The sequence below is a fragment of the Pseudooceanicola aestuariicola genome, from assembly GCF_045763785.1.
Classification (GTDB): Bacteria; Pseudomonadota; Alphaproteobacteria; order Rhodobacterales; family Rhodobacteraceae; genus Pseudooceanicola.
Genome location: NZ_JBJGSF010000001.1, coordinates 1386057 through 1402352 on the forward strand (window position 1 = coordinate 1386057; position 16296 = coordinate 1402352).

A 16296-nucleotide genomic window follows, 5' to 3' on the forward strand; every position below is an offset into this window, starting at 1 on the left:
TTCGCCGCTGTTTCGCGCGGATAAGTTAGGCAGACTTACCGCTGCCCGCGGGCCAGAAACGCCAGACGTTCGAACAGATGCACGTCCTGTTCGTTCTTCAGCAACGCGCCATGCAGCTTGGGCAGAGCATTCGCGCCATCCCGCTTCAGGTCCGCCGGGTCCAGATCCTCGGCCAGCAGCAGTTTCAGCCAATCCAGAACCTCGGACGTCGAAGGCTTTTTCTTCAACCCGTTCGTTTCCCGCACCTCAAAGAACTGCGTCAGCGCCATGGTCAGCAGGTCGCCCTTGATGCCGGGGTGGTGCACTTCGACGATCTTGCGCATCGTCTCCATGTCGGGGAAGCGGATGTAATGGAAGAAACAGCGGCGCAGAAACGCGTCCGGCAATTCCTTTTCGTTGTTCGAGGTGATGATGACGATGGGCCGGTGCTTGGCCTTGATGGTCTCTCCGGTCTCGTAGACGTGGAATTCCATCTTATCCAGTTCCTGCAACAGGTCGTTCGGAAACTCGATATCGGCCTTGTCGACCTCGTCGATCAGCAGCACGACCTTTTCGTCCGCGTCAAAGGCCTGCCACAGCTTGCCCTTGCGGATATAGTTCTTGACGTCATGCACCTTTTCGTCGCCCAGCTGGCTGTCGCGCAGACGGCTGACGGCATCGTATTCGTAAAGACCCTGTTGCGCCTTGGTCGTGGATTTGATGTTCCACTCGATCATCTTCAGGCCAAGGCTTTCGGCCACCTGCCGCGCCAGTTCGGTTTTGCCTGTGCCCGGCTCGCCTTTGACCAGCAAGGGGCGTTCCAGTGTCACGGCCGCGTTCACGGCAACGGTCAGATCATCGGTGGCGACGTAGGTTTCAGTGCCTTGGAATTTCATCGAAAAGGGGCCTTGTTGGGAACGTTTCCGCAGAACGATAAACATTTCCGCAAACGGGTGCAATGCAAGGCCAAGCGGATTATTTCGCGGGCGAAACGTGATAATTTCATGTGCAAATGTGTAGTGACAACCCTAGCCAATAGGAGTAACAGCACCCCCGTAAGGGACCTGCATACCGACGCGTCAAGCGCAGGATCAGGACAGCGAAGCGAGGGGAGCATCAGAATGAAGGTCGAAGCATTTTTGCCAGACGACTATCGTCCCGCTGAGGACGAGCCCTTTATGAATGACCGCCAGGCCGAGTATTTCCGCCGCAAACTGCTGGCATGGAGAGAAGAGCTGCTGGAAGACAGCCGCGACACCGTCGAAGGTCTGCAGGAAAACACCCGTAACATTCCCGACGTGGCCGACCGCGCGTCGGAAGAAACGGACCGCGCGCTGGAACTGCGCACCCGTGACCGTCAGCGCAAGCTGGTCGCCAAGATCGACAGCGCCCTGCGCCGCATCGACGAAGGTGAATACGGCTACTGCGAAGTGACCGGCGAACCGATTTCCCTGAAGCGCCTCGATGCGCGTCCGATCGCCACGATGAGCCTTGAGGCACAGGAACGCCACGAACGCCGCGAAAAGGTCCACCGCGACGATTGATTTGACCGATCAGGTCTGACATTGCGACGGCGTCGGGAATTGCTCCCGGCGCCGTTTGCTTTTGCGCAGGGCGGGATACCGACCACATGGCTTTGAATTCGCAACATATCCTGATCGTCGGCGCTGGTATCGCCGGGCTGGCCGCCGCGCGCGCCCTTGCCCTGCGCGGCGCGACGGTCACCGTGCTGGAACAGGCCCCCGCGATCACCGAGGTCGGGGCAGGGCTGCAGGTGTCGCCCAACGGAATGGCTGTTCTGAAATCCTTGGGCTTGGCGCAGGCCTTGCTGGACACTGGTGCGCCGCGGGCGCGTGCGCTGTTGCTGCATGACCACGCGGGCCGCCGCTTGGGGCGGTTTCCCCAGACGCGGCTGGCGCGGGGTGATGATTACCTGCTGGTCCACCGGGCCGACCTGATCGAGGTTCTGGCACAGGGCGCGCGGGATGCGGGTGTCGACATTCAACTGGGCCAGACGGTCCAACAGGTAACGCCGGGTGCCGCGCCGACCGTCACCCTGACTGACGGCACCTCGCGGCAGGCCGATCTGATCATCGGGGCCGATGGCCTGCATTCCCCGACCGCCCGCGCCGTGGTGACCCGTGACCAGCCGTTCTTTACCGGCCAGATAGCGTGGCGCGCGGTGATCCCCGGCGACAACAGCCCGCATGAGGTCGAGCTCTACATGGCGCCGGGCCGTCATCTGGTGACCTATCCCTTGCGGGGCGGCACCCTGCGCAACATCGTGGCGGTTGAAGAACGCCAAAGCTGGGCCGAGGAAAGCTGGTCCACCTCAGATGACCCGCGCAATGTGCAACAGGCCTTTGCCGGAATGGGCGCGCGGCCCCGGGCCTTGCTGGATCAGATCGATAAGGTGAACATCTGGGGCCTGTTCCGTCACCCCGTTGCCGACCGCTGGCACGCCCCCGGTGTCGCGCTGCTGGGGGATGCGGTGCATCCGACCCTGCCGTTTCTGGCGCAAGGTGCCTGCATGGGGCTAGAGGACGCCTGGGTACTGGCAGACCAGCTGGATCGGCATCAGGATCAGGGGCAGGCGTTGGCCGCCTATCAATCCCTGCGCCACGCCCGCGTGACCCGCGTCGTCGACGCCGCCAGCCGCAACGCACGCCATTTCCACCTAAGCGGTGTGATGGCCTTTGGTGCGGGGATGGGGATCAGAATGCTTGGTCTGGTCATGCCCGGTTACGCCGCGCGCAGCTTTGCATGGGTCTATGAACATGACGTCACGGGCGGCGTCAGCCTGATTTAAGCGGCCAGATCGACCCAGACGGGCACGTGATCCGACGGTTTGTCGCGCCCACGAAGCTCTTTTTCGATCCCCGCCTCGATCATCAGATCGGCGCATTGCGGCGTCATCAGGATGTGGTCGATGCGGATCCCGTTGTTCCGCTGCCATGCGCCCGCCTGATAATCCCAGAACGAATAATGACCCGGGGCAGGGTGGCGGCTGCGGAACGCTTCGGTAAAGCCAAGGTTCAGGATCCGGCGATAGGCCTCGCGGCTTTCCAGCCGGAACAACGCATCTTCGCGCCATGCATCAGGGTTGGCGGCGTCTTCGGCTTGCGGGATGATGTTATAGTCACCCGCCATCAGCGCCGGCTCTTCCAGCGCCATGAGGTCTTGGGCGCGGGCCTTAAGCCGCTCCATCCATGCCAGTTTGTAATCGTATTTGGGGCCGGGGACCGGGTTGCCGTTGGGTAGATACAGCCCACACAGGCGCACGGCGGTATGATCGCCGACCACGGTGGCCTCGATCCAGCGGGCCTGTTCGTCTTCATCGTCACCGGGCAGGCCGCGCGTGACGTCTTCCAGCGGCAGTTTCGACAAGATCGCCACACCGTTGAAGCTTTTCTGACCGTGCGTCTCGACATTATAGCCGCGATCCTCGAACAGCTCGCGCGGGAAGTTCTCGTCCACCGACTTGATCTCTTGCAGCAGAACCACGTCCGGCGACGCCTCATCCAGCCATGAGGTCAGCGCGTCGACCCGCGCCTTGATGCCGTTGATGTTGAAAGTCGCGATGCGCATGATCTTGCCGCCCCCGTTGTTTCCGCCTTTGTGACCCACAAATCAGGGCGCTTCAAGTGACGCGACAGGGCGACAGTCTGCATCGCATCAGCATCAGCTAAGTGCCGGAATTGACCCAAAATTGTTGGCCCAAAGAAGCTGATTCGACCCCTTCTGACGCCGTATTCTGCGGATATCCAGTAGTTCAGCGATGTTGCCACTTTTTCTTAACGGAAATTTAAGAAAACATCGTCCTAGTAATTTCAACAGTTTGTTTCGAATCGCCTCACGTGCCACAAAAATCCACACACGTATAGGTTGAAAAAAGACTTTTCGAAACCCGGTTTGGTCGCAAAGCTTGAGGGCATCAACCACCAACTGGGAGACGACGAAATGTCTGCAATTCGTAAAATCAAATCCACTCAAGCAACTGTTAAGGCTCAGGAAACCGATCTGCACGGCGGCGACGCTGTTGAGATGTTTGCCTCTGGTTCTGCCCCCTCGGCCTCTGCCAGCCTGACGGGTGACGCGGTCGAAATGTTTGCCTCTGGTTCCGCCCCTGCGACGGCCACTCGGGCCCTGACGGGCGACGCGGTTTCGCTGTTTGCCTCCGGCTCTGCGCCCGTCGCATCCAAGTCGATCACCGGCGATGCGGTCGAAATGTTCGCTTCCGGCTCCGCTCCGACCGCCTCTGCTGCTTCTGTAGGCGACGCGACCGAAATGTTCGCTTCGGGTTCCGCGCCGATGACCTCTGACGCGACCACTGGCGACGCGACCGAAATGTTCGCTTCGGGCTCTGCTCCGGTCACCTCCGACGCCTCCACCGGCGACGCGACCGAGATGTTCGCTTCAGGTTCCGCTCCGGTCACTTCCGACGCCTCCACCGGCGACGCGACCGAGATGTTCGCTTCCGGCTCCGCTCCGGCCACTTCCGAAGTCACCACCGGCGACGCGACTGAGATGTTCGCATCGGGGTCCGCACCGACGGCGACCAAGACGATCGACGGCGACGCGGTCCAGTCTTTCGCATCGGGCAGCTAATCCAGTCTGACGGGACGGGGCAGGAAAAAGCCCCGGAGAACAAAGGAGAATACCATGTCCAATGTCATCCAGCTTACCTTCCCCTCCCGCCGCGATCAGCGGGCCGCGACCATCGCGGCCCTGCTGGACACCTTCGCCAACCATCGTCGCGATATGGACGACGTATTCTGGATGAAGGAAAACGCCGAAATACTGAACATTCTGGAATGCACCGGAGAGGTCGTCGATCAGGACGCGCTGGCCCCGTACCGCGCCTTCTACGACACCATCGAAACGCGTCTGGAATTCTTCCCGCAATACTACCGTTTCCTGCTGTCGATCTGCCAGGATCTGGAGGCGCACGGCATCGGATCCGGCAAGGCCCGGGCGCTGGCGCAATGGGTTGCGGATCAGGGTCTGGTCGATGCGGAACTGTCCGATCTTCAACGGGCCGAGGCGCAGCGGCTGCTGGCGCGCAATGGCGTCATGGTTGACGTCGGTCAAGAGGCGATCAACGCACGGTTGCATCGCTTTGTGTCACGGGCCGACACCTTTGCCATCCCAAACAAAAAGGCCGCATACGAACTGACTCACATTGTTTTCTACCTGTCCGAATACGGTCGCCGGGATCCCGGTTTAAATACGCAAACCCGTAAATCCCTAGAATTTGCGGGCACCCTTGCACTTTTAGATTGCAATTGGGACCTTCTTGCCGAAACCTTGGTGGCAATGCGGTACTGCGGCATGACGCCTCCGGCGGAATGGGATGCGGCGATTGCACAGGCGACATCGCATTTCACTGTCGCTGAGGGAGACGACGCCGTGCGGCAGGATGACTATCACGAATATCTTGTGTGCAACTGGGCGTTGAGCACGGCAGGCGAAACCGCCTTTCCCCACCGTATGACCCCGGGCCCTGTCAGCTTTCACGCCGACCCTGCGCGCCCCTCGGCCTTGCGGGAAATGTCTCAGATTCTGTTCGATCTGGACGCGCGGCGCAGCGATGACTGGCACCTGATGCGCGACTATCTGTGCGATACGATCAGCGCGGCCGGGTCCGACACGCTTATGCAGGCCGAAGCCGCCTGTGACGGGTTTGGCGATTTCTTCGCCCGGTTTGCCCGCACCAACCTGCGCAACAATGCAAAGGTCCTGTCGGCATGAAGTCACCGGTTGCCTTTGCGACACTGACAGGGGCGGCTTTGGTCCTGATCTACACGGCGCTGATTTCTTCGGCGGACGGGATCACCAAACTTCTGGCGGGCGGCTATGCGGCCCCACAGCTTTACGCCGTGTCAGGCGGCCTGGTTGCGCTGTTCTGCGTGATCGCCGACCGGATGGCCCGGAAACCTGCGGGCCTGCGCACCACCCAGCCTGTGCCCATGGCAATCCGGTCGGTCACCACTGTGATCGCTGGGGTCGCCTTTTTCTACGCCTTCCGCCTGCTTCCCTTTGCCGAGGTCTTTATCTTCATCGGACTGATGCCCCTTATGGCCGGTCTGATGTCCGGCCCGATCTTGGGCGAACGGGTCTCGCTGAAGGTCTGGATCGCGCTTGGGGTCGGGTTCCTCGGCGTGCTGACCCTGTTTCCCGAAGGCATCCACGCCGTCACATGGGGCCACCTGATCGCGCTGATCGCCTGTTTTTCGGGGACTTTGTCGATGGTCATGGCGCGGTTTGTCGGGCGGCGGGAAAGCAATTCGCTGGCCTTAGTGTTCTATCCCAACATGTTGAACATGATCGTCATGGCCGCCGCGCTGCCGTTTGTCTTCACGCCCATGCCCTTGATCGACCTTGGGCTGGCCGTGGCCTATGCCGGGTTCCTATTCGGTGCGCGCTGGCTGCTTGTCATCGCGCTGCGTCTGTTGCCCGCCTATACGGCGACGCCGCTGATGAACCTGCAATTCGTCTGGATGGTGTTGATCGGGATCGTGGTCTTCCGCGAATACCCCGAAGGCCACGTCTATCTGGGCGCGGCGATCGTTGCGGCCTCGGGCCTCTATCTGGTCTATGCGCAATTCGCCAAAGTTCGACGCCCGGTCCAACCCGCCGCGGTCATGCCCCCGGCAGAGTGATTTCGGAACATCTGTTCTGAAAACCGCCTAAACGGCTAAGATCACATTGAAAATGACGTGCCGCAGCCACAGGAACTGGTGGCGTTCGGGTTTTCGATCACGAACCGTGCGCCGATCAATTCGTCCGTGAAATCAATCACGGCACCGGCCAGAAACGGCAGCGACACGTCATCGACGATCACCTTTTCACCTTTGCCTTCCAGCACCAGATCGCCATCGGCCGGGTCGTCCAGCTTGATTTCATACTGAAACCCCGAACAGCCGCCCCCTTCGACGGCGACGCGCAGGGCCTGACCTTGGGCGCCTGCGCCAATCTCGGCTAGGCGATCAAACGCACGGTCTGTGACTTTGGGCGGTATCTGCATGGGCGACCTCGGTGGTTCAGGTTTCGGCAGGCATTTCAATTGCTTTGCCGGATCAATTGCGTGTCACTGTTGTGCAATATAAGACGGGCCAAACTGGGGAACAAGGATCAGGCGCGATCAACGGGTCGATCCAGGGACACGATTAGATGATGGAAGGAGGCGCCGCCATGACCGCGCCCTATGCCTCGTCGCCCGCGACCGCGCGCGGACGGCTATATCCAGAGGAAGAAAGCGCCTTCCGGTCCTGCTTTCAACGCGACCGCGACCGCATCATCCATGCCAGTGCGTTTCGGCGGCTCAAGCATAAGACGCAGGTGTTCATCGAACACGAAGGCGATTATTTCCGCACCCGTCTGACCCATTCGATCGAGGTGGGGCAGGTGGCCCGCACCATCGCCGGCGCACTGGACCTGAATCCCGAACTGACCGAGGCCGTCGCGCTGGCGCATGATCTGGGCCATCCGCCCTTTGGTCACACAGGCGAAGACGCGCTGCACGATCTGATGAAGCCCTATGGCGGGTTCGATCACAACGCGCAGGCCATTCGGATCGTCACCAATCTGGAACGGACCTATGCGGAATGGGACGGGCTGAACCTGACGTGGGATTGTCTGGAAGGCATCGCCAAGCATAATGGACCTGTCACGGGGAAGATCCCTTATGCGCTGGCCGAATACAACGCGCGGCATGATCTGGAACTACACACCCACGCCTCGGCCGAGGCGCAGGTCGCAGCCCTGTCCGACGACATCGCCTACAACAACCACGATCTGCACGACGGCCTGCGAGCCGAGCTGTTTTCAACCGACGAACTGGCCGAACTGCCGATCCTGAAGGATTGCTTTGCCGAGGTCGACAACGCCTATCCCGGCCTCAACTATTACCGCCGCCGTCACGAGGCGCTGCGCCGGTTCTTTGGCGTTCTGGTCGAAGACGTGATTGATGTCAGCCGCGCCAATCTGGCGGCGCTGAACCCGTCATCGGTTCAGGACGTCCGCATGGCGGGCCGCATGATGGTGCAGTTTTCGCCCTCGCTGTGGGAAGACCTCAAGGTCATCCGCAAGTTCCTGTTCCACCGCATGTACCGCGCGCCCGAGGTGGTCGAAACCCGCGCCAAGGTCACCCGCATCGTGGAAGAGCTGTTCCCGCTGTTCATGCAGACACCCGACGTGCTGCCAAAGCAATGGCGCAAGGATGTCGAGGCGGTCGAAGGGGACGAGGTCGCGCTGGCCCGGATCGTCTGCGATTATATCTCGGGCATGACGGACCGTTTCGCCATCGTGGAACACGCCCGCCTGACAGGGAGCGAGCCAGAGCCGGGGCTACGGGCTTCGGGTCCGGGGCATATCCGCTATGAGGATCGGTTGAAGAACGGGTGATCTGTTTCCGTGGGCGGCTGATGCCTGACACGCTTGAGCTTTGCAAAGAGGGCCGCGACCGACCCGGGGTGGCGCAATCGCGCCGCCCATGGGGGCGGGTCGGCGCGGCCCGGCGTGCCGCCGGGCAGGACCTATGATTGGCGTCATTCCTTAATCGCATCACGCTGGTTGGTCTGTGCCTGACATCGAACAGAAGTCCCACCCAACGGCACCCCGGGCTGCGCCCCTACGCCCGGCAGGGGATTACGAAGCAATCGCTCGAGAGAGACCCGCCCTCATGGGCCGGCGCAGCCCTTAGCAATGACCGGATGCGAAGGAGCCTGCTTGGGTGAAATTCCTCTCGCCTTTCCCTCGCGTTGCCCTAATCTCATTCGAACGCCCTCGACGATTTTAAGGCCCCCATACATGTCAGTCCCTACCGACCAGCTTCCCACCGTAGCCGCATTCGCCCTTGTGGGCGCCTTAGGCGTTGGCGCGCAACTTTTGGCGTGGCGGCTGAAAATGCCTGCCATCGTATTGATGTTGCTGGCGGGGATCATTGCGGGTCCGGTCACCGGCATCTTTGATCCCATGCGCGAATTCGGAGAGTTGAGGGAGCCGATGATCGCCGTCGCCGTGGCCATCATCCTGTTCGAAGGCGGTCTGACCCTGAACGTCAAATCCCTTCAGGACGCGGCCAAGGGCGTGCGCAGGCTGGTGATCGTCGGCGCGCCGCTTGGCTGGCTGTTGTCGGCGCTGACCCTGCATTACGTGGCAGGTGTCGGCTGGGAAACCGCCGCCGTCTTTGGCGGCATCATGATCGTGACCGGCCCCACCGTGATCGCGCCCTTGCTGCGGTCGGCGCGCCTGTCGCGCAGACCTGCGCAGATCCTGCAATGGGAAGCCATCGTTAACGACCCGATCGGCGCGCTGGCTGCCGTTCTGGCGTTCGAAGTCGTCACCGTCACCCGCGCATCGGCCGAAATCGGGAATGCGGTCGGCGAAACCGTCTTTGGCATCGTGCTGGCCATCGCCGTCGGCTGGGCGGGGGGCGCAGGGCTGGCGTGGTCCTTCCGCAAGGGGCGCGTGCCGGAATACATGAAGGTGCCGGTGTTGTTCACCCTGTTGCTGGGCGTCTTTGCCGTTTGTGACATGGTCCTGCACGAAAGCGGCCTGCTGGCCGTGACCGTGATGGGGATCGTGATCGCGAACTCCAACCTGCCGTCCTTCGAAGAACTGCGCCGGTTCAAGGAACACGCCACGGTTCTGTTGGTGTCGGGCGTCTTTATCCTGCTTGCGGCGGGGCTGGATTTCAGCGCGCTGTCGGCCCTGAACTGGCGCGCAGCACTCTTTATCGCCGTGGTCATGTTGATCGCACGGCCCGCGACGGTGTTCCTGTCCTTGCTGGGCTCGGGCGTGTCGTGGCGTGAACAGGTGCTGGTGGCCTTCACCGGCCCGCGCGGAGTGGTGCTGGTGGCGGTCGCGGGGCTGTTCGGGGAACGGCTTGTGTCGCTTGGCGTCGAAGATGCGGCGCTCGTAGGCCCGCTGGCCTTTGCGCTGGTCGCGGTCACCGTGGTGGTTCACGGGTTCGGATTGAAACCCATGGCCTCGGCCCTTGGGCTGACGGGGGCAGAGACGCCCGGCATCCTGATCGTCGGCGGATCGCGCTTTTCCACGGCACTTGCGCGGCACCTCAAGGACAACGACACCCCCGTGCTGGTGTCCGACCCCAACCACGGCAAACTGCGCGGCGCGCGGGCCGATGGGGTGCCGACCTATTACGGCGACATCCTTGCCGAAGCGGCGGAACATCGTCTGGACATGGTCAGCTATACCACCTTGCTGACGGCCACCGATAACGACGCCTACAACACGCTGGTGTCGACCGACCTTGCGCATCACTTTGGCCGCGACGCCGTCTATCAGGTGGCGCGCACCAAGGACAGCCAGACGCGCCACGCGCTGCCTGCGACCCTTGGCGGCAAGCCTGCCTTCAACGCCATGACCCATGAACAGCTCGAGGCGCAGATGTCCAAGGGCTGGCGCTTCCGCACGTCGCGCCTGACCGACAAGTTCACGCTGGCCGACTGGCGCGAGGAATATCCCGACAGCATCCTGATTGCCGCGCAGCGCAAAGGTCAGCCCCTGCGCCTGCTGAACACTGGAGAGAACCTGAAAGGGGCCGAAGATATGCGACTGGTCCATTTGGCACCGCCCGAGGACGTGACAGAGGCGCGGCTGAACGCGACGCTGGCCGAAGACACGGCGCCCAAGGACGAAGGGCCCTCTGGGGCCTAAGGCGGGGTGGGGGCGCTGCCCCCGTCCTGCGGCCCCCCCACAAGCAGAAACCTGAAAGGTTTCGCGTTAGGGGAAAGCGTGAACGCGGATGCGTTTCGCGTCGCCGGGATATTCACAGGACCAAAGAAGCAGCAGGCTTGCGCAGTGCGGCGCGGTTTCATGGCGTGTTGACGCGGGCCTTTCCCATGATAAACCCGGCCCAAATGAAAGGACGGGGTCCATGAACCTTTTCGCAGATATTCGCGCCACCGTGTTGGACGCGCTTTCCGCCATGCAGACCGAGGGGCAGCTGCCCGAGGGCCTCGATTTCGCCAACGTCACGGTCGAGCCGCCGCGCGATGCAGGCCATGGCGATATGGCGACCAATGCCGCGATGGTTCTGGCCAAACCCGCCAAGATGAAACCGCGCGACATCGCCGATGCGCTGGCAGCGCGTCTGGCGGCGGATGAGCGGATCACCTCGGCCGAAGTCGCGGGGCCGGGGTTCCTGAACCTGCGGCTAGAGCCGGGCGTCTGGGTCGATGTGGTGAAAACCGTACTGGAACAGGGCGCGCAGTATGGCCGGTCCGACATGGGTGCGGGCCAGAAGGTCAACGTCGAATACGTCTCGGCCAACCCCACGGGGCCTTTGCATGTGGGCCACACCCGCGGCGCGGTTTTTGGCGATGCGCTGGCCAGCCTGCTGGATTACGCGGGCTATGACGTCACCCGCGAATATTACATCAACGACGGCGGCGCGCAGGTTGACGTTCTGGCGCGGTCTGTCTACTTGCGCTACCTCGAGGCGCACGGCCAAGAGGTCAGCTTTGAAAACGGCACCTATCCCGGCGATTACCTGATTGCCGTTGGCGAGGCGCTGAAGGACCGTGTCGGCGACGCCTATGTGAACCAGCCAGAAGACGTCTGGCTGGATGACGTGCGTGAAATGGCGACCGAGGCGATGATGGAATTGATCCGCGTCGATCTGGGTCTACTGGGCGTGCAGATGGATCATTTCTTCTCTGAAAAGTCTTTGTACGGCACGGGCAAGATCGAAGCGGCCATCGATAGCCTGCGCGACAAGGGCCTGATCTATCGCGGCGTGCTGGAGCCGCCCAAGGGCAAAGTGCCTGAAGATTGGGAGCCGCGCGAACAGACGCTGTTCAAATCGACCGAACATGGTGACGATGTGGATCGCCCGATCATGAAGTCGGACGACAGCTGGACCTATTTCGCCCCCGATATTGCGTACCACTATGACAAGATCGAACGGGGCTTTGACCTGCTGATCGACGTCTTTGGCGCGGACCATGGCGGCTATGTCAAACGGATGAAGGCCGCTGTATCAGCGCTATCCGATGGCCGTGTCCCGGTCGACATCAAGCTGTGCCAGCTGGTGAAGCTGTTTAAGGATGGCGAGCCGTTTAAGATGTCCAAGCGGGCAGGGACCTTTATCACCCTGCGCGACGTGGTGGACGAGGTGGGGCCGGATGTGACCCGGTTCGTCATGCTGACCCGCAAGAACGACGCGCCGCTGGATTTCGATTTCGACAAGGTGTTGGAGCAATCGCGCGACAACCCGGTGTTCTACGTGCAATACGCCCATGCCCGCGTGTCGTCCGTGATGCGCAAATTCGACGAGGCCGGGATTGCCCATGACGATGCCACGCTGCTGTCGGCGGATCTGTCCGGCATGACGGACGAGGTCGAACAGGCCGTCGCCAAAAAGCTGACCGAATGGCCGCGTCTGGTGGAAATCGCCGCCCGCACGAACGAACCGCATCGCGTGGCGTTTTACCTTTACGAACTGGCCAGCGACTTCCATTCGCTGTGGAACCGCGGCAACGACAAACCGGAACTGCGCTTCCTGCAAGAGGGCGATGCCGCCACCTCTCAGGCGAAACTTGCGCTGGCACGTGCCGTAGCCGTTGTTATTTCCGCAGGTCTTGCTATCCTAGGCGTAACCCCCGCGGATGAGATGCGATAACGCACCGCCGCGACCGGGCCGAGCAGTCTTAGGGAAAGCCGACGTACAGAACGTGCGCGGGAGCGAGGCGAATGACAGAAGTACAGGCGCAGTCCGAGCAGGGCTACACACCCGTATCCACATCCACTTTGGTCAACCTTTCCGGGGGCTTAGTGTCCCTTGGTCTGGTCGTTGCCGCCTGCGTCTGGGGGTATAACACCCTGTCGCGGGACGTGTCAGAGGTGCCCGTTGTGCGCGCCGCGACCGACCCGATGCGCGTCGCTCCGGACGATCCGGGTGGCCGTTTGGCAGGCAATATCGGCCTTGCCGTGAACAAAGTGGCCGCCGAAGGGCTGGCCGAAAAACCAGCGGATCGGCTGATTCTTGCCCCCGCGCCGGTCCGTCTGTCGACCGAAGATCGACCCGGCCAGATGATCACCGCCGAACGCGAGGCCGCCGAACGCGCCGCAGAGGCCGCCCAGATGGCGGCTGCCGAACAGGCTGATCCTGTGGCCGCCCTGACCGCGCGCCTGCTGAAAGATGCGGCCCCCTTGTCCGGCGAAACCGTTGCGCCACCGACCGAAGACAGCAACATCGCATTGGCGCTGCTGAAGGCCGAACAACAGGCCGAAGCGCAGGAAACCAAGGCCGCGATGATCGTGGATCAAGAAGCCAGCGAACACCGGACTCTGCGCCCCCGGATGCGCCCCGTTGTGATGGCCACCACCGCACCGCAGGCCCCGATCGCGGCCCCGTCGCCATTGCAGCCGGCGGTCGATGTTGATCCGGCCTCGATCACGGCGGGCACTGTGCTGACCCAACTGGGCGCTTATGACAGTATTGAGACCGCGCGCAAGGAATGGACCAAGTTCCAGAACCGCTTTGCCGATTACATGACAGACAAGCAGCGCGTGATCCAAAAGGCGTCCTCGGGCGGGCGGACGTTCTATCGCCTGCGGGTGATGAACTTTGACGATATGTCCGGCGCGCGCCATTTCTGCGCGGCCCTTGTGGCGGAAAACGCTGATTGTATTCCTCTGGTGGCTAAATGAGCTTTGGTGCAACGATTTTGGACGCCGAAGGGCTGACCCTTTCGGCGGATGAAAAGGCGTTCTTTCGCGATGCCGATCCCTTTGGGTTTATCCTTTTCGCGCGCAACATCGACACCGCCGAACAGCTGATTGCCCTGTGCGATGAGATGCGGGACGCCGTGGGCCGGGACGCGCCCATCCTGATCGATCAGGAAGGCGGCCGGGTTCAGCGCCTTCGCCCGCCCTTGGCCCGCGACTGGGCCCCGCCCTTGGATTTCGCCCGCGCCGCCAAAGGGCAGGCGGTTGAGGCGATGTACCTCCGCTACCTCATCACTGCGCTGGAACTGCGCAACTACGGGATCGACGTGAACTGCGCGCCCATGGTCGACGTGCCGCGCCCCGAAACGCATGAGTTTCTGACCAACCGCTGCTATGGCGACAACCCCGTGGACGTGGCCAAACTGGGCCGCGCCGTGGCGATGGGCCTGCAGGCGGGCGGGGTGCTGTCGATCGTCAAACACATCCCCGGCCATGGTCTGGCCACCGCCGACAGCCATTTCGATCTGCCGCGGGTCAAAGCCTCGGCCCAGGACCTGACGCAGGTGGATTTCGCGCCCTTCAAGGTTCTGAACGATTTGCCAATGGCGATGACCGCGCATGTGGTCTACGAGGCGTTCGACGACAAACCCGCAACGCTGTCAGAACGCATGATCCAATTGATCCGGAACGAGATCGGGTTCGACGGCCTTCTGATGACCGACGACATCTCGATGAAAGCTCTGTCGGGATCATACGCCGATCTGACGCGCCAGTCGCTGGACGCTGGCTGCGACGTGGTTCTGCTGTGCAACGCGACCCTTGCCGAACGGCAAGAGGTGGCAGAGGCCGCAGGCACCATGAGCGCAGAGGCACAGACCCGCGCGGAACGGGCGCTCTCCTTGCGCGATCAGGCCGCAGAGGTTGACATTCAGGCTGTGGAGGAGAAGCTAAAGGCTCTCTCACACGGTCAGGAATATGTCTGAAGGCGACCTTTTCACCGATCAGCTATCAGTTTCAGAACGCCTCGCCGCCGAGGCGCTGATCGTTGACGTCGACGGGTACGAAGGCCCGCTGGACATGCTGTTGTCGCTGGCCCGGACGCAGAAGGTCGACCTGCTAAAGGTGTCGGTCCTGCAACTGGCCAAGCAATACCTGTTCTTCGTTGAAAAGGCCAAAGAGCTTCGGATCGAACTGGCCGCCGATTACCTTGTGATGGCCGCATGGCTCGCCTTTCTGAAAAGCCGCCTGTTGTTGCCGCCTGATCCCGAGGAAGAAGGGCCGTCGGGCGAAGATCTGGCCGCGCACCTTGCGTTTCAGCTGGAACGATTGGCCGCGATGCGCGAAGTCTCGGCCCGGCTGATGGCGCGCGATCAGCTGCGCCGCGACTTTTTCCCCCGTGGTATCCCCGAAGGGATGGAACGTATCCGCCGGGTGGAGTATTCGGCCAACCTGCTGGACCTGATGCAGGCCTATGCGCGCATCAGAACCCGCGACGAATTCCGCCCCTTCGTGATGGACCGCGACAATGTGTTTACGATGGAACAGGCCCTTGACCGGATGCGCAATATGATCGGCTTTGCCGGGCAATGGACCGACATCATGTCTTATCTGCCACAGGGCTGGGAAAGCGACCCGACCCGCCGCCGCTCGGCCACCGCCGCGACCTTTGCCGCCGCGCTTGAGCTGGTCAAAGAAGGCCACGCCGAGATCCGGCAGACGGAAACCTTCTCTCCGATCCAGTTGCGGCAGCGGAGTGCGCGGGATGAATGAGCCTGTGACCGACGCACCCGAGGAGATCTCGAACGACTCTTTGTTCGAAGCGCCGCCCATGGCCGAACAGGAACGCATGGTCGAAGCGATCCTGTTTGCCTCGGCCGATCCGGTGACGATCAACGACATGAATTCCCGGATGCCCCACGGTTGCAACGCGGCCGAGGCGGTTAAGTTATTGAAACAACGCTACGAAGGGCGGGGCGTGCAGGTTGTACAGGTGGGGGAAATGTGGGCCATCCGCTCCGCCCCCGACCTTGGCCACCTGATGCAAAAAGAAACGGTCGAGACGCGCAAACTTAGCCGTGCCGCCATCGAAACGCTGGCCATTATTGCCTATCACCAGCCTGTTACCCGCGCCGAGATCGAAGAAATTCGCGGTGTGTCGGTCAATCGAGGAACAATCGATCTGTTGATCGAAATGGAATGGATCCGCTTTGGCCGCCGCCGCATGACACCCGGTCGGCCCGTGACCTTCGTCGTAACGACGACCTTCTTGGATCACTTCGGACTGGAAACCGCGCGCGACCTTCCGGGCCTCAAGGAACTGAGAGAGGCCGGGCTGTTGGAAAACCGTCCGCCCCCTGGCTTCGACGGCGCCATGCAAGACCCCGAGGACGAGGTCGAGGACGACGAAGTTCACGGCCAGAACGATATGTTCGAGGATCAGGAATAAATTCGGAACGATTGATCCGCATGATCATCCGTCAATTTGCCCATCGAGGCATCCGCAGCGCGGTCAACCGCTTTGGCGGCAAGGGCGCGGGGCGGGCCTATGGGCAATCTCAGGGCAACATGCGCCGGGTGCGTCAGATGATGAACATGCTGCGCCGCTTTGGGCGGTTCTGA

General features: G+C 61.9%; 16 protein-coding genes. 13 read left to right on the forward strand and 3 right to left on the reverse strand.

Annotation, left to right across the window (positions count from 1 at the left end; all coding sequences use genetic code 11):
* Positions 1–35 precede the first annotated feature (35 nt).
* A complete protein-coding gene (locus tag ACI3GR_RS06360; RefSeq protein ID WP_407493240.1) occupies positions 36–875 on the reverse strand; it encodes an AAA family ATPase in 840 nt (279 codons plus the stop codon).
* Positions 876–1100: 225 nt separating this feature from the next.
* Between ACI3GR_RS06360 and dksA the strand changes: the two genes are divergently transcribed.
* Together dksA and ACI3GR_RS06370 are read left to right on the forward strand one after the other, a co-directional pair.
* The gene (gene dksA, locus ACI3GR_RS06365) at positions 1101–1523 is read left to right on the forward strand and encodes an RNA polymerase-binding protein DksA (protein ID WP_407493241.1); all 423 of its coding nucleotides are present in this window, start codon (positions 1101–1103) and stop codon (positions 1521–1523) included.
* Between the two features lie 86 nt (positions 1524–1609).
* Positions 1610–2788 carry an FAD-dependent oxidoreductase gene (locus ACI3GR_RS06370; RefSeq protein ID WP_407493242.1) on the forward strand — a complete coding sequence of 393 codons (1179 nt, stop codon included), beginning with the start codon at positions 1610–1612 and terminating at the stop codon, positions 2786–2788.
* On the opposite strand, the gene xth is transcribed toward ACI3GR_RS06370, so the two are convergent.
* Entirely contained in the window at positions 2785–3567 is a 783-nt protein-coding gene (gene xth / locus ACI3GR_RS06375) for an exodeoxyribonuclease III (RefSeq protein ID WP_407493243.1), read from the reverse strand. The genes ACI3GR_RS06370 and xth overlap by 4 nt on opposite strands.
* Before the next feature lie 372 nt (positions 3568–3939).
* Here xth and ACI3GR_RS06380 point away from each other — a divergent pair, with 372 nt between their 5' ends.
* From ACI3GR_RS06380 to ACI3GR_RS06390, 3 genes are read left to right on the forward strand one after another with little or no spacing between them, the layout of a single operon-like run.
* Complete coding sequence (locus tag ACI3GR_RS06380; protein WP_407493244.1) at positions 3940–4587, forward strand: hypothetical protein; 648 nt, start codon at positions 3940–3942, stop codon at positions 4585–4587.
* Between the two features lie 54 nt (positions 4588–4641).
* A complete protein-coding gene (locus ACI3GR_RS06385) occupies positions 4642–5730 on the forward strand; it encodes a DUF6902 family protein (protein ID WP_407493245.1) in 1089 nt (362 codons plus the stop codon).
* Complete coding sequence (locus ACI3GR_RS06390; RefSeq protein ID WP_407493246.1) at positions 5727–6641, forward strand: DMT family transporter; 915 nt, start codon at positions 5727–5729, stop codon at positions 6639–6641. Before ACI3GR_RS06385 ends, ACI3GR_RS06390 begins: the two co-directional genes overlap by 4 nt.
* A 41-nt stretch (positions 6642–6682) precedes the next feature.
* Here ACI3GR_RS06390 and ACI3GR_RS06395 read toward each other — a convergent pair whose 3' ends face one another.
* Positions 6683–7006, reverse strand: coding sequence for a HesB/IscA family protein (locus ACI3GR_RS06395; protein WP_407493247.1), 324 nt, complete (start codon positions 7004–7006; stop codon positions 6683–6685).
* A 167-nt stretch (positions 7007–7173) separates the two neighbouring features.
* On the opposite strand from ACI3GR_RS06395, the gene ACI3GR_RS06400 reads away from it, so the two are divergent.
* The 8 genes from ACI3GR_RS06400 to ACI3GR_RS06435 all read left to right on the forward strand — a co-directional run bounded on the left by ACI3GR_RS06400 (position 7174) and on the right by ACI3GR_RS06435 (position 16296).
* Positions 7174–8385 carry a deoxyguanosinetriphosphate triphosphohydrolase gene (locus ACI3GR_RS06400; protein ID WP_407493248.1) on the forward strand — a complete coding sequence of 404 codons (1212 nt, stop codon included), beginning with the start codon at positions 7174–7176 and terminating at the stop codon, positions 8383–8385.
* Between the two features lie 405 nt (positions 8386–8790).
* On the forward strand, positions 8791–10662 hold the full coding sequence (locus ACI3GR_RS06405; protein WP_407493249.1) for a cation:proton antiporter: 1872 nt from the start codon (positions 8791–8793) through the stop codon (positions 10660–10662).
* 220 nt (positions 10663–10882) lie between these two features.
* Positions 10883–12628, forward strand: a complete 1746-nt coding sequence (gene argS / locus ACI3GR_RS06410) for an arginine--tRNA ligase (protein ID WP_407493250.1) — start codon at positions 10883–10885, stop codon at positions 12626–12628.
* Positions 12629–12699: 71 nt separating this feature from the next.
* Positions 12700–13659, forward strand: coding sequence for an SPOR domain-containing protein (locus ACI3GR_RS06415; RefSeq protein ID WP_407493251.1), 960 nt, complete (start codon positions 12700–12702; stop codon positions 13657–13659).
* Positions 13656–14660: a beta-N-acetylhexosaminidase gene (gene nagZ / locus ACI3GR_RS06420; protein ID WP_407493252.1), complete on the forward strand. Its 1005-nt coding sequence runs from the start codon at positions 13656–13658 to the stop codon at positions 14658–14660. Before ACI3GR_RS06415 ends, nagZ begins: the two co-directional genes overlap by 4 nt.
* A complete protein-coding gene (locus ACI3GR_RS06425; RefSeq protein WP_407493253.1) occupies positions 14653–15447 on the forward strand; it encodes a segregation and condensation protein A in 795 nt (264 codons plus the stop codon). Before nagZ ends, ACI3GR_RS06425 begins: the two co-directional genes overlap by 8 nt.
* Entirely contained in the window at positions 15440–16123 is a 684-nt protein-coding gene (scpB, locus tag ACI3GR_RS06430) for an SMC-Scp complex subunit ScpB (RefSeq protein ID WP_407493254.1), read from the forward strand. The genes ACI3GR_RS06425 and scpB overlap by 8 nt, the downstream gene beginning before the upstream one ends.
* 20 nt (positions 16124–16143) lie before the next feature.
* Positions 16144–16296 carry a hypothetical protein gene (locus ACI3GR_RS06435; RefSeq protein WP_407493255.1) on the forward strand — a complete coding sequence of 51 codons (153 nt, stop codon included), beginning with the start codon at positions 16144–16146 and terminating at the stop codon, positions 16294–16296.

Bases quoted from the DNA above. Each gene is read 5' to 3' on its own strand.
- ACI3GR_RS06360 (WP_407493240.1), bottom strand. From the start codon at position 875: ATGAAATTCCAAGGCACTGAAACCTACGTCGCCACCGATGATCTGACC.
- dksA (WP_407493241.1), top strand. From the start codon at position 1,101: ATGAAGGTCGAAGCATTTTTGCCAGACGACTATCGTCCCGCTGAGGAC.
- ACI3GR_RS06370 (WP_407493242.1), top strand. From the start codon at position 1,610: ATGGCTTTGAATTCGCAACATATCCTGATCGTCGGCGCTGGTATCGCC.
- xth (WP_407493243.1), bottom strand. From the start codon at position 3,567: ATGCGCATCGCGACTTTCAACATCAACGGCATCAAGGCGCGGGTCGAC.
- ACI3GR_RS06380 (WP_407493244.1), top strand. From the start codon at position 3,940: ATGTCTGCAATTCGTAAAATCAAATCCACTCAAGCAACTGTTAAGGCT.
- ACI3GR_RS06385 (WP_407493245.1), top strand. From the start codon at position 4,642: ATGTCCAATGTCATCCAGCTTACCTTCCCCTCCCGCCGCGATCAGCGG.
- ACI3GR_RS06390 (WP_407493246.1), top strand. From the start codon at position 5,727: ATGAAGTCACCGGTTGCCTTTGCGACACTGACAGGGGCGGCTTTGGTC.
- ACI3GR_RS06395 (WP_407493247.1), bottom strand. From the start codon at position 7,006: ATGCAGATACCGCCCAAAGTCACAGACCGTGCGTTTGATCGCCTAGCC.
- ACI3GR_RS06400 (WP_407493248.1), top strand. From the start codon at position 7,174: ATGACCGCGCCCTATGCCTCGTCGCCCGCGACCGCGCGCGGACGGCTA.
- ACI3GR_RS06405 (WP_407493249.1), top strand. From the start codon at position 8,791: ATGTCAGTCCCTACCGACCAGCTTCCCACCGTAGCCGCATTCGCCCTT.
- argS (WP_407493250.1), top strand. From the start codon at position 10,883: ATGAACCTTTTCGCAGATATTCGCGCCACCGTGTTGGACGCGCTTTCC.
- ACI3GR_RS06415 (WP_407493251.1), top strand. From the start codon at position 12,700: ATGACAGAAGTACAGGCGCAGTCCGAGCAGGGCTACACACCCGTATCC.
- nagZ (WP_407493252.1), top strand. From the start codon at position 13,656: ATGAGCTTTGGTGCAACGATTTTGGACGCCGAAGGGCTGACCCTTTCG.
- ACI3GR_RS06425 (WP_407493253.1), top strand. From the start codon at position 14,653: ATGTCTGAAGGCGACCTTTTCACCGATCAGCTATCAGTTTCAGAACGC.
- scpB (WP_407493254.1), top strand. From the start codon at position 15,440: ATGAATGAGCCTGTGACCGACGCACCCGAGGAGATCTCGAACGACTCT.
- ACI3GR_RS06435 (WP_407493255.1), top strand. From the start codon at position 16,144: ATGATCATCCGTCAATTTGCCCATCGAGGCATCCGCAGCGCGGTCAAC.